This window comes from Pontimicrobium sp. SW4 (assembly GCF_039954625.1).
Taxonomy (GTDB): Bacteria; Bacteroidota; Bacteroidia; order Flavobacteriales; family Flavobacteriaceae; genus Pontimicrobium.
This window is the reverse complement of the sequence record NZ_CP157199.1, coordinates 1027781-1040051: the sequence shown is the minus strand read 5'-3', so window position 1 is coordinate 1040051 and position 12271 is coordinate 1027781. Positions and strand designations below refer to the sequence as shown.

The 12271-nt window shown below is 31.4% G+C and carries 11 protein-coding genes; 6 read left to right on the top strand and 5 right to left on the bottom strand.

Going from position 1 to position 12271, the window contains the following annotated elements:
• Position 1 precedes the first annotated feature (1 nt).
• The 6 genes from ABGB03_RS04950 to ABGB03_RS04925 all read left to right on the top strand — a co-directional run bounded on the left by ABGB03_RS04950 (position 2) and on the right by ABGB03_RS04925 (position 6142).
• Positions 2–799 (top strand): ABC transporter ATP-binding protein, encoded by a 798-nt coding sequence (locus ABGB03_RS04950; protein ID WP_347925344.1) that lies wholly within the window; start codon positions 2–4, stop codon positions 797–799.
• 121 nt (positions 800–920) lie between these two features.
• Positions 921–2618, top strand: coding sequence for a hypothetical protein (locus tag ABGB03_RS04945; RefSeq protein ID WP_347925343.1), 1698 nt, complete (start codon positions 921–923; stop codon positions 2616–2618).
• A gap of 12 nt (positions 2619–2630) precedes the next feature.
• Positions 2631–3272 (top strand): SCO family protein, encoded by a 642-nt coding sequence (locus ABGB03_RS04940; RefSeq protein WP_347925342.1) that lies wholly within the window; start codon positions 2631–2633, stop codon positions 3270–3272.
• A gap of 69 nt (positions 3273–3341) precedes the next feature.
• A complete protein-coding gene (gene rmuC / locus ABGB03_RS04935; RefSeq protein ID WP_347925340.1) occupies positions 3342–4664 on the top strand; it encodes a DNA recombination protein RmuC in 1323 nt (440 codons plus the stop codon).
• Between the two features lie 165 nt (positions 4665–4829).
• Positions 4830–5441 carry a transcriptional regulator gene (locus ABGB03_RS04930; protein WP_347925339.1) on the top strand — a complete coding sequence of 204 codons (612 nt, stop codon included), beginning with the start codon at positions 4830–4832 and terminating at the stop codon, positions 5439–5441.
• Complete coding sequence (locus ABGB03_RS04925) at positions 5438–6142, top strand: DUF3307 domain-containing protein (RefSeq protein WP_347925337.1); 705 nt, start codon at positions 5438–5440, stop codon at positions 6140–6142. Before ABGB03_RS04930 ends, ABGB03_RS04925 begins: the two co-directional genes overlap by 4 nt.
• 51 nt (positions 6143–6193) lie before the next feature.
• Here the strand turns inward: ABGB03_RS04925 and ABGB03_RS04920 are convergent, their stop codons facing one another.
• The 5 genes from ABGB03_RS04920 to carB all read right to left on the bottom strand — a co-directional run bounded on the left by ABGB03_RS04920 (position 6194) and on the right by carB (position 12175).
• Positions 6194–6784 (bottom strand): T9SS type A sorting domain-containing protein, encoded by a 591-nt coding sequence (locus ABGB03_RS04920; protein ID WP_347925335.1) that lies wholly within the window; start codon positions 6782–6784, stop codon positions 6194–6196.
• 123 nt (positions 6785–6907) lie between these two features.
• Positions 6908–7759, bottom strand: a complete 852-nt coding sequence (locus tag ABGB03_RS04915) for a T9SS type A sorting domain-containing protein (protein ID WP_347925333.1) — start codon at positions 7757–7759, stop codon at positions 6908–6910.
• Positions 7760–7769: 10 nt separating this feature from the next.
• Positions 7770–8288: an ankyrin repeat domain-containing protein gene (locus ABGB03_RS04910; RefSeq protein ID WP_347925331.1), complete on the bottom strand. Its 519-nt coding sequence runs from the start codon at positions 8286–8288 to the stop codon at positions 7770–7772.
• Positions 8289–8394: 106 nt separating this feature from the next.
• On the bottom strand, positions 8395–9243 hold the full coding sequence (locus ABGB03_RS04905; RefSeq protein WP_347925330.1) for a T9SS type A sorting domain-containing protein: 849 nt from the start codon (positions 9241–9243) through the stop codon (positions 8395–8397).
• Positions 9244–9322: 79 nt separating this feature from the next.
• A complete protein-coding gene (gene carB, locus ABGB03_RS04900; protein WP_347925328.1) occupies positions 9323–12175 on the bottom strand; it encodes a carbamoyl-phosphate synthase large subunit in 2853 nt (950 codons plus the stop codon).
• Positions 12176–12271: the final 96 nt, after the last annotated feature.

Here is a 12271-nt window from a genome sequence, read left to right as displayed (position 1 = left end):
TATGCATAAAGAAAATAAACATACCATCCTCAAAACCCACAACCTTTCTATTGGTTATCAAACCAAGAAAGAAAAAACTGCTATTGCTTCCAATATTAATATCGAATTGCATTCTGGTGAACTAATTGGATTGGTTGGAGCTAATGGTATTGGAAAGTCCACACTATTGCGAACACTTACTAATGTACAATCGTCATTAAATGGTACAATACTAATCAACAACAAGCCATTAGAACAGTATAATAACCTAGAACTTGCTAAAGCGTTGAGTTTGGTTTTAACCGAATCTGTGATATCAAAAAACTTATCCGTTTTTGAATTAGTTGCTCTTGGTCGTCAACCTTACACAAATTGGGTAGGTAACCTTACCTATACTGATATTAATATCGTCAATAAGGCTCTAGCAGAAACTAACTTAAATGATATTAAGCATAAAAAATGCTATGAATTAAGCGATGGGCAACTACAAAAAGTTATGATTGCTCGTGCTTTAGCACAAGATACCAATTTGATTATTCTAGATGAACCAACAACTCATTTAGATATGTACCATAAAGCCTATATTTTAAGATTACTACAAAAATTAGCTAAAGACACTAATAAAACCATTTTATTTTCATCACACGAAATAGATTTAGCCATTCAATTATGTGATAAACTTATTGTGATGACTGAAAATACTGTAGTTTCAGACACTCCAAGTAAACTTATAGAAAGAGAAACTTTTGAAACATTGTTTCCTAAGGATTTTATTACTTTTGATAAAACCACTAGAAGTTTCCGAGTTAATAAACAATAGATTTAATCTACATCGTTCTTTTTCAAAGAATAAATCACTATATTTATTTCTTGAAAATCAAGCTTTTAAAACTAATCGCACTTATTAGAAGCTATTAATTTATAAATTAAATATACTTCTAATGAAATCGCAAAAAACTATCCTAAAGCTAGTTAGCTTTATTTTTTTAATTTCTTTTACTGCTTGTAAAGAAGAATCACCAAAACCAAACCCTGCATTAGCCTCTATTGATTTGTTAAGAGGTGAACTGTTATTGTGCGGAGATGGACAATTTGGAGAACTAAAATTCTCATTGTCTTGTAGCTATGATACTCGTGAAGATTTTGATATGGCAATAGCTTTATTACACTCTTTTCAATATGCGGAAGCAGAAAAGGCTTTTGTTAGAGTTATTGATGCAGATCCAAATTGCCCAATGGCATATTGGGGTGTTGCAATGAGTATTTATCATGCTGCATGGTTTCCTCCAACAGAAAAAGAACTAATTAAGGCTTCAAAAATACTTACCATAGCAAAAGAGCTATCTATGGATAACAAGCAAAGAGATTATATAAATGCAATTGATGCTTTTTACACAAATTGGGAAACTGTAGATCATAAAACTAGAGCTTTAAGGTTTGAAAAAGAAATGGAAAACATCTATAAAAAATATCCCGACGATGTAGAAGCTGCCATTTTTTATACTTTAGCTTTATACTCTACAAGAGATAGAGTTGGAAAAGAATATGAAAATGAAAGAAAAGCAGGAAAAATACTAGAGGGTTTATTTGCTGAAAATCCAAACCATCCAGGGATTGCACATTATATTATTCATAATTATGATAATCCCGTTTTGGCTCCTAAAGCTTTAGAAACTGCACGTCGGTATGCAAAAATAGCACCGTCATCCTCTCATGCACAGCATATGCCATCACATATTTTTACTAGACTAGGCATATGGGAAGAATCCATAGAATCTAACTTACTATCTGCAAGTAGTTCTAGGTGTTATACTGAGGCTGCTGCACTAAGTGGCGCATATTTTGAAGAGTTACATGCAACTGACTATTTGGTTTATGCTTACATTCAAAAAGGCGATAACATAAGCGCCGAACAACAATACAACCAAATTAAAGATCTAAAATCATTTTATCCTACTAATATAACTGCAGCTATATATCCATTGACTGCAATTCCAGCAAGACTAACCCTTGAAAATAGAAATTGGGAAAAAGCTTTGCAATTAGAATTGCAAGAAATAGATTTAAATTGGACAGAATTTCCATGGCAAAAAGCAATACTTCATTTTGCAAGAGCAGTAGGAGCTTCTCATACCAGTAATTTTGAAATAGCAACACAAGAAATAGACATACTAAAAAAACTTCATCAAGATTTAATAGCTCAAAATGATCGTTCAAAATCGATTCAAATTAAACAAGTTGAAATTCAAATTAAAACATCACAAGCATGGATGAACTTTAAAATGAATGAAAAAGAAGATGGTCTTGCGCTAATGAAAGAAGCCGTAGAAATAGAAAGGAAAACAAGTAAACATCCTATTACTCCAGGTGATGTATTGCCAGCAATAGAACTATTGGGAGACATGCTTTTAGAATTAGACAGATATGAAGAAGCATTGATAGCTTATGAAGAAAATTTAAAAGCGCATCCTTATCGATTTAATGGTATTTATGGGGCAGCTATAGCAGCAAAGCAATCTGATGATTATGACAAGGCAACACTCTATTTTAATCAGCTTATAGAATTAACGAAAAATTCAACAAACGATAGACCAGAAATAGAAGAAGCTAAAGCTTTTATTGAGAAACTAGCCTCCTAATTGTAACACCCCATGAAGATTAGTAAAGAACGTATATTCATTTTATCCCTTATTTGGTTAAATTTTGTTTCATGTAATCAAATAAAAAATAGAGAATTACCAGTATATAATCCAGCCAATTTTAACCCTGAGTTAGTTGATAAAAGCTTACAAAATAAGAGTGAGAATCATACTGTATTAAATTTTGAACTTGTTAACCAAAATGGCGATACTATTACCCAAAAAGATTATGAAGATAAAATTTATGTAACCGACTTCTTTTTTACACGTTGTGGAACCATTTGTCCAATAATGACAAATAACATGAATAAGATTCAAGAAGAATTTTTAAATGATAGCGACGTAATGTTATTATCATTATCAGTTACACCAGATATAGACACTATTTCTGTGTTGCGTGAGTATGCAACAAATAAAGGCGTTATAGATAGTAAGTGGAATATCACTACTGGCTCTAAAAAACATATTTATGAATTAGCTCGTAAAAGTTACTTTGCTGTTGTAGAGCAAGGTGATGGAGGCTTACAAGATTTTATACATACTCCAAACTTTATATTAGTTGATAAGAAAAAACAAATACGTGGTATTTATGATGGTACAAATAATCAAGAGATTGAGCGTATTATAAGCGACATGAAAGTTTTAAAAAATTAGATATATCTTTTTGTTACATTTTTCACTTTTTAAGTAAAAGAAGTATCTTTGGTTAAACTTCTATTTTAAATGAACGACAGCCTCCTCTTAATTATTTCAATACTTTTTTCAGCTGCAATTGGAGCCTATATTGGCATGCTAATAACTAAATTAAAAAGCAAAGGAGAGAAAAGCACTTTAGAAGAACGTCAAAACCAAATGAGTTCAACTATTGAGGAACTGAAGCTAAACTTGGGTAAAATTGAAAACGAACGAGAAGAGATAAGACGAGAAAAAGAGTTTTTAAATTCTGAATTAACTAGAAAAAATACCGAATACGAAAATCTCCAGCAACAAAATTTAAAACGAGATGAAGAACTTGCTAAACAGCAAGAGCAACTTAGAAAAGATTTTGAGTTGTTAGCGAATAATATTCTTGAAAAGAAATCAGAAAAATTTACAATTCAAAATGAAAAAAATATAAAAGAACTTCTTAATCCTTTACAAGATAAAATAAAAACTTTTGAAGATAAAGTAGATAAAACCCATAAAGAAAGTATTGATTATCATGCTGCTTTAAGGCAACAGATTATTGGATTGAAAGAACTAAATAATCAAATGAGTAAAGAAGCGATAAACCTTACAAGGGCCTTAAAAGGTGACAGTAAGACACAAGGTGATTGGGGTGAAACCCAACTGGAGGTTTTGTTGGAAAAATCTCGATTAAAAAAAGGTATACATTTTACTACCCAAGGAGGTTTTAGAGATGAAGATGGAAGATTAAAAAAACCTGATTTCATAATTAATTTACCAGATAATAGACATTTAGTTATTGATTCCAAAGTTTCTCTAACTGCTTATGAAGCCTATTATAATTCTGAAGATGAGATTGTTAAATCTGATAGTTTAAAAAAGCATATTGATAGTATAAAAAAACATATCCGAGATTTAGGAGAGAAAAAATACTCTGCCCTTTATGAAATAAACACTCCTGATTATGTTTTAATGTTTGTTCCAATTGAAAATGCATTATTAATTGCTCTAAATGAAAATAATAAATTATACCTTGAGGCACTTGACAAGAATGTTGTATTGGTGTCCACTTCTACATTATTAGCGACCTTAAGTACAGTCGCTTCAATTTGGAAACAAGAAGATCAAAAAAGAAATGTTATTGAAATTGCAAGATTAGCCAGTAGGCTTTATGATCAATTTGTGAATTTAACAAATGATTTGTTAAAAGTAGGAAAGCAACTAAATACAGTTAAAGGGTCTTACAATGATACAATGAAGAAGTTAACAGGAAAAGGAAATCTAATAACTAAAGTTGAAAAAATGAGGAAACTTGGTGTTTCATCCAATAAGTATATCAATCAAGAGCTTTTGAATCGTGCACAAGATGAAGAAGAATAATCATTCTTTTTTCTTACTTAAAAGTAAGTTTTTTTTCATAAAGTAGCTTTTTTTAAGCCTATTTCTCAACAAAAAAACATTTTAACTTATTCCTTTAAAAAGGAATATATTTGTTTATTCCATAAATAAGGCATATATTTGTTTATTCCATAAATAAGGAATGTTATGACAAGTGTAATTACAGGAGATATTATACGTTCAACAAAACACGTTAATCCAAATATTTGGTTAAACTCTTTAAAAGGTGCATTAAGTATGCTAGAGTCCAAATCAAATAAATGGGAGATTTATCGTGGCGATAGCTTTCAAATAGAAATAACCAATCCAAATAATAGTTTTATAGACGCTATATATATAAAAGCTTGTATAAAAATGATTAAGAATTTAGACGTAAGGCTTGCAATAGGTATTGGTGATAAAACATACCAAGGTAAAAAGGTAAGCGAATCAAACGGAGAAGCTTTTGTATTTTCAGGAGAAACCTTAGAAAACCTAAAGAAAGACAAGCAAAATTTACGTATTAAAACGATAAATAATAAAATAGACGAAGAGCTAAATCTTTATTTTAAATTAGCTTTGACTTTTATGGATAGTTGGACGGTAAATTCAGCAGAGATAGTAAAACTAAGCATAGAAAATCCTGATGCTTTACAACATGAACTTGCAGCTATTATAGGAACAAAACAAGACGCAATTAGCAAACGTCAAAAACGTGCTGGTTTAGAACATATATTAGAACTAGACAAAATGTACAGACATAAAATAAGTCAATTATGATACTACTTATTAAGCTTTTATTAGCGCATATTATTGGAGATTTTTTTCTTCAACCTATACATTGGGTTAAAGAAAAGGAAAAGAAGAAACTGAAATCTCCAAAATTATATCTTCATATAGCTATACACTTTGCATTGTTATTTTTGATACTTTGGGATATATCACTTTGGCCAATAATTCTAGTTGTTGGCTTTTCACATCTTATTATAGACGCTATTAAACTGATTATTCAAAAGAAAAAAACAAAACGACTTTGGTTCTTTATAGATCAAATATCACATCTTTTAGTAATTATAATTGTCTACTATGTGTTTACTGATAATTCGTTTTCTATTGAACAATTATTAACCGAAAACAACCTCCTATTACTAGTTTGTTTATTGTTTCTTACTCTACCAACTTCCATAATAATGAAAACTATTTTTTCAAAATGGAACATCTCAAAACTTACTGAAAACAATGAATCTCTAAAAGATGCAGGAAAATACATTGGTATACTGGAACGTATCTTAGTTTTTATATTTATCATTTTTGATCATTGGGAAGCTGTTGGATTTTTAATTACTGCGAAATCTGTTTTTAGATTTGGTGATTTGAAAGAATCTAAGCATCGAAAATTGACAGAATACATACTAATTGGCACACTTATTAGCTTTGGAATTGCAATTGCTGTAGGACTACTATTTAAATTACTCATATAAAAAACCACCCGTTAAAAACTGATGGTTTTTTTATATTTATTTTTTAGTAAGTTATTGCTTTACAAAACGTTTAGTTTGTGTACCTGAATCGGTTGTCAATCTTACCAAATAAACACCGTTATTCCATTTCGACACATCAATTGTCTTAGTGATTATATTAACTCTATTTGTGTATATTCTTTTTCCTAATACATCAAAAACCTCAACAGCTGCACTATTATCAAGGCTCGATAATTTTAAGTTCAATTTATCTCTTCCAGGGTTTGGAGAAATTGAAAAGCTATTTTTTTCTAAATCTTCCAATCCAAGGTTGTTTACAACAGTAATAGTCCCTGACATATTTCCTGCACCATGAATACCGCAAAAATAATCATTTACACCTTCCACCGTAAATGTATAAGAAAAGGTTTGACCTAAACCAGTAAGCGTACCACTATTAAAATTTTCAACAGAACTTCCTACTGAATTCTGAACTGTATGGGAGAAAGCATCAGTCCAAGTCCATCTTACTGTATCTCCAATATCAATAGTCAAATCTGAATCAGGACTTTGAAAAAACCGCTCCCAAATAAGATCATGTGTTGTTTGTGCTATTACACTTGATGCACATAAACAAGTTAAAATAAGTAGTTTTATTTTCATATTTCTTTTTCTTAAAGATAATGAAAATAATTTAGTTATTTGATTTTAAGATTCTTAGAAAAAGTATAATCTATAAAAAAGCCATTGGTGAAACCAATAGTCTTTTTATTATTTTTTGGTAAATTATTGCTTTACAAAACGTTTAGTTTGCGTACTAGTTTCAGTTGTTAATCTCACTAGGTATACACCGTTATTCCATTGTGACACATTTACAGACTTATTATTTTTTTCCATTTTATCTACATATATTTTTTTACCTAATACGTCAAAAACCTCTACAGTAACTATAGCATTATTTAACTTTTCTAGTCTTAAATTCAACTTATCTCTTCCAGGGTTTGGAGAAATCGAAAAAGTATTAACTTTATATTCATTTAATCCTAATGTATGGAAAGCCGCCATTGTGATTCCTCTATTAGCTGGGAAATGCCATCCCAAGTCAAATGTAGATCCACTGCTTCTTGCCCAAACCAGATCCACTGAGGTATCCGAAGTACTAAAAACATAATCATGAACTTCTCCAGTATCTAGCAATCGAGTAGCAACAAGAGTTCTAACATCAGGCTCGGTTGGGTTTGAATGAGTTTCTGTTGTATTTGATATTATAGTCCAATTCTGTATAGCATCTACAGCAGGTATAATCCCTCTCCCATCATCTCCGGGCGGATCTCCAGGAAGTCCAAAATATCTATCACTAAGTACAGTACCATTTGTTGTTACCAATACAACATCATTGCCATTTACCATACCATATTCAGGAGTACCAGCTTGAGGACCAAAACCTAGACCAAGCCATCTATCCGCAGGACCAACTAAAGTTAATGTAACTAAATTACTACTAACATCTATCTTTACTGAGAATTCTAAACCGGTCGTATTAGACAAATCAAAAGTTCCAGTAGTAATCGTCTGAGAAGAAGAATTTAATGTTATTAATAAAAATACTCCTAATAGAGCAATAGTAGTTTTTTTCATGATGCTTTCTTTAATTAAATAATTCTATTATAGCTTTTTTTTTAGTCATTAAAGCATAATCCTTTGCTGTTAAATTTCTATTATCCTTAAGTGATAAATCAGATTTTGCTTTAATTAATAAATCAATAATTTTTTCATTTCTCATTATAACGGCATAATGCAAAGCTGTTGTTCCATTTGGGTCAGCTTTGTTAGGGTTTGCATTTAAATTCAAAAGCATTTCGACTAAATTATCACGGTTTTTATATACAGCAGCCATTAGCGGGGTTCCGTGATCACTATCTCCATTAATATCATAAACATTTTTAGCCAAAAATTCAGCAACATCATCATTTCCACTATAACATGCTAAAACCAGAGGAGAATAACCAGATTTTTCAATGCTATTAATAGTATCTGCATTAATACTCATTAAATGCTTAATATCTTCTACAGTTCCAGATCGTGCTGCATCAAAAATACTTTGTTGACAAAAAATATAGCTAGAAGCAAACAAGCAACATATTATAAATGGGGTCTTAATATTCATTCTTAATTTCAAATAATCAAGTTATTGATCAATAGCAATTAAATTATATCACTCTTAATAATTCTTACTGTTATTAATACTAAAATAAAATTTATAGATTTAAAGCTTATTGTTTTACAAAACGCTTAGTTTGTGTACCAGAGTCGGTTGTTAATCTCACCAAATAAACACCGTTATTCCATTGCGATGCATCTACCGTTTTAGTGATTGTATTAACTCTATTTGCATATATCCTTTTTCCTAATACATCAAAAACTTCAATAGTAGCATTACTATTTAGTTTTGATAGTTTTAAGTTCAATCTGTTTCTTCCAGGGTTTGGAGAAATTGAAAAAGCATTTACCAATTTATTATCTTTTGTACTTAAAAATGAAGTTTTAGCTGTAATATTATCTAAAGACAAAGTAGAAGCTATTGTTTCTCCCTGCCAAGCAGGTGTTGGACTACTTAACAATCTAACTTCATATACATTTAATAAAGTAGCAGCTACATTGCTACCACCACTCACTAGCGAAAAGTCTCCTACTTCTACAGGTATTTCTACTAATTGCCATCCTGATCCAGCAGCAATAAACAACGGATTAGTAGATGATATTCTTCCTCCATCTCCATTAAAGGCAACTCTTAAATTCAAATCATTAGTTTCTACCTTTACATGAAATCTAATTGCTTTTATTCCTTGACCTGTATAATTTCCAATCCATTGGTCAGTGTTAATAATAATCATCTTACTCGCAACTGTTCCCGTTCCTGTTGAAACATATTGAAGGTAACTAGTCCCTCCAGGCCCCCCAGTTGCAACATTTGTTGGTCCAGATGCACCACCTGCACCTCCAATTCTCCAACCTTGTGTGGTAGTATCCTCAAAATCATCAATTTGACCAGCGGTAACTTGCCCACTAACTGAAGCAGATATTAACAATGAAAAGAATAAGTAAAGTAATTTTTGTTTCATAGTAAACTCGAGATTTATATAAGCGTAAAAATAATAATTTCAGTTAATTAGCATTAATAAATTCGGCAAAATGATGTATTTACTTACTTAAATACATTTTACGTCTCGAATACAAGTCATAAAACTCATCATCTTTTAAACTATCAATAAATAAAATACTCTCTCCTGTACTCTTCATTTCTGGTCCAAGTTGTTTATTAACATTAGGAAACTTATTAAATGAAAATACAGGTTGTTTAATAGCATAACCTTCCAAATGCGGTTTGAAATCGAAATCGGTTACCTTCTTTTTCCCTAACATGACCTTAGTAGCGTAATTTACATAAGGCTCTCCATAGGCTTTTGCAATAAAAGGAACTGTTCTAGAAGCTCTAGGATTGGCTTCAATTATGTATACCATATCGTCTTTTATAGCAAATTGAATATTGATTAAACCGACTGTATTCAATGCTAATGCAATTTTTTTAGTATGGTCTTTTATTTGTTGCATTACCAAATCTCCTAGATTAAAAGGAGGTAGTGTTGCATTACTATCACCAGAATGGATTCCACAAGGTTCAATATGTTCCATAATTCCAATAATGTAAACATTTTCGCCATCACATATAGCATCTGCTTCTGCTTCAATTGCTCCTTCCAAATAGTGATCTAAAAGCAGTTGATTTCCAGGCATCATTCTTAACAATCCAACAACATGTTCTTCTAATTCCTCTTTATTAATAACAATTTTCATTCCTTGTCCACCTAATACATAAGATGGTCTAACCAAAATTGGGAAATCTAACACATCAGCTATTGCTGCTGCTTCATCTGCAGTTGTAGCTATATCAAACTTAGGATAAGGAATATCCAACTTCTTTAATAAGCTTGAAAAATGACCTCTATCTTCAGCTAAATCTAAGGCTTGATAGCTTGTTCCTAGTATTTTTATACCGTAACGATCAAGTTTTTCGGCAAGCTTCAATGCTGTTTGACCTCCTAATTGAACAATGACACCTTCTGGTTTTTCATGTCTAATTATATCGTAAATATGCTCCCAAAATACTGGTTCAAAGTATAACTTATCTGCTGTATCAAAATCTGTTGAAACAGTTTCAGGATTACAGTTAATCATAATCGTTTCGTAGCCACACTCAGCAGCAGCTAACACCCCATGAACACAGCAATAATCAAACTCAATACCTTGTCCAATTCTATTTGGTCCAGATCCAAGAACTACAATTTTTTTCTTGTCTGTAACAATACTTTCATTGTCTGAATATCTTTTACCATCAGCAGTTTCTACTTCGCCTTCAAAAGTTGAGTAATAATATGGGGTTTTGGCCTCAAATTCAGCAGCACAAGTATCCACTAATTTATACACACGATTAATATTCATTTCATCACGTTTGTTATAAACTTGACTCTCTAAACAACCTAACATGTGTGCTATTTGTCTATCACCATAACCTTTCTGCTTAGCTTCAAGTAACAACTCACGTTCTATCGTATCTATAGTGAATGTTGAAATTTCTTTTTCAAGAAAATATAGCTCTTCATATTGCTTTAAAAACCACATATCTATTTTAGTAATTTCATGTATTCTACTTAATGGAATTCCCATTTGAATAGCGTCATAAATCACAAATACACGATCCCAACTTGCAAATTTTAGTTTACTTATAATTTGGTCATAATCTTTATAACCCTTACCATCTGCACCAAGTCCATTTCTTTTAATTTCTAATGATTGAGTTGCTTTATGGAGAGCTTCTTGAAACGAGCGTCCAATTCCCATTACTTCTCCAACAGACTTCATTTGAAGTCCTAAAGTTCTATCACTTCCTTCAAATTTATCAAAATTCCAACGTGGTATTTTTACAATAACATAGTCTAAGGTTGGTTCAAATAAGGCTGAAGTTGATTTAGTAATTTGATTTTGAAGTTCATCTAAATGATAACCAATAGCTAGTTTTGCTGCAATCTTAGCTATGGGATAACCGGTGGCTTTACTTGCTAACGCAGACGAACGAGATACACGAGGGTTAATTTCGATAGCAATAATATCTTCTTTATCGTCAGGGCTTACAGCAAATTGCACATTACATCCTCCAGCAAAATCACCAATACTTCGCATCATGTGAATTGCCATATCACGCATTCTTTGATATGTTCTATCACTCAATGTCATTGCTGGAGCCACAGTTATAGAATCTCCTGTATGAATCCCCATTGGATCCATATTTTCTATAGAACAGATAATTACCACATTATCGTTAGCATCACGCAATAATTCAAGTTCATATTCTTTCCAGCCAATAAGCGCCTTATCTATCATCACTTCATGGATTGGAGAAATTTCTAATCCGCGAGTTAACAATTCGTCAAAGTCTTCTTCTTTATAAACTATAGATGCGCCAGCACCTCCAAGTGTAAATGAAGCTCTAATAACTAAAGGAAATCCATACTCTTGGGCTATTTCTTTTCCTTTTAAATATGATGTAGCAGTAGCTTGAGGTGCCATAGGAATTCCTATTTTAAGCATCAACTCTCTAAATTGCTCTCTATCTTCTGTAATGTTTATAGCATCTATATCTACTCCAATAATTACAACACCAAAATCTTCCCAAATCCCTTTTTCATCAGCTTCAATACAAAGATTTAATGCCGTTTGTCCTCCCATAGTTGGTAATACAGCATCAATTTGGGGATGTTCTTTAAGGATTTTAATAATAGATTTCGTGTTCAAAGGCAACAAATAGACATGATCAGCCATTGAAGGGTCTGTCATGATTGTAGCTGGATTAGAATTTATTAAAATAGTTTCTATTCCATCCTCTCGAAGAGAACGAAGTGCTTGAGTTCCTGAATAATCAAATTCACAAGCTTGACCTATAATAATTGGTCCTGAACCTATAATTAAAATGGAGTTTAAATCTTTTCTTTTCGGCATTATTTATACTATTATTTATTTAAAAATTTTTCAAAAATACTTAACCACAGGATATAAAAAAAGGCGTTACGACCAGTAACACCTTTAATATATTAA

Bases quoted from the DNA above. Each gene is read 5' to 3' on its own strand.
- ABGB03_RS04905 (WP_347925330.1), bottom strand. From the start codon at position 9,243: ATGAAACAAAAATTACTTTACTTATTCTTTTCATTGTTAATATCTGCT.
- ABGB03_RS04925 (WP_347925337.1), top strand. From the start codon at position 5,438: ATGATACTACTTATTAAGCTTTTATTAGCGCATATTATTGGAGATTTT.
- ABGB03_RS04920 (WP_347925335.1), bottom strand. From the start codon at position 6,784: ATGAAAATAAAACTACTTATTTTAACTTGTTTATGTGCATCAAGTGTA.
- carB (WP_347925328.1), bottom strand. From the start codon at position 12,175: ATGCCGAAAAGAAAAGATTTAAACTCCATTTTAATTATAGGTTCAGGA.
- rmuC (WP_347925340.1), top strand. From the start codon at position 3,342: ATGAACGACAGCCTCCTCTTAATTATTTCAATACTTTTTTCAGCTGCA.
- ABGB03_RS04915 (WP_347925333.1), bottom strand. From the start codon at position 7,759: ATGAAAAAAACTACTATTGCTCTATTAGGAGTATTTTTATTAATAACA.
- ABGB03_RS04950 (WP_347925344.1), top strand. From the start codon at position 2: ATGCATAAAGAAAATAAACATACCATCCTCAAAACCCACAACCTTTCT.
- ABGB03_RS04910 (WP_347925331.1), bottom strand. From the start codon at position 8,288: ATGAATATTAAGACCCCATTTATAATATGTTGCTTGTTTGCTTCTAGC.
- ABGB03_RS04930 (WP_347925339.1), top strand. From the start codon at position 4,830: ATGACAAGTGTAATTACAGGAGATATTATACGTTCAACAAAACACGTT.
- ABGB03_RS04940 (WP_347925342.1), top strand. From the start codon at position 2,631: ATGAAGATTAGTAAAGAACGTATATTCATTTTATCCCTTATTTGGTTA.
- ABGB03_RS04945 (WP_347925343.1), top strand. From the start codon at position 921: ATGAAATCGCAAAAAACTATCCTAAAGCTAGTTAGCTTTATTTTTTTA.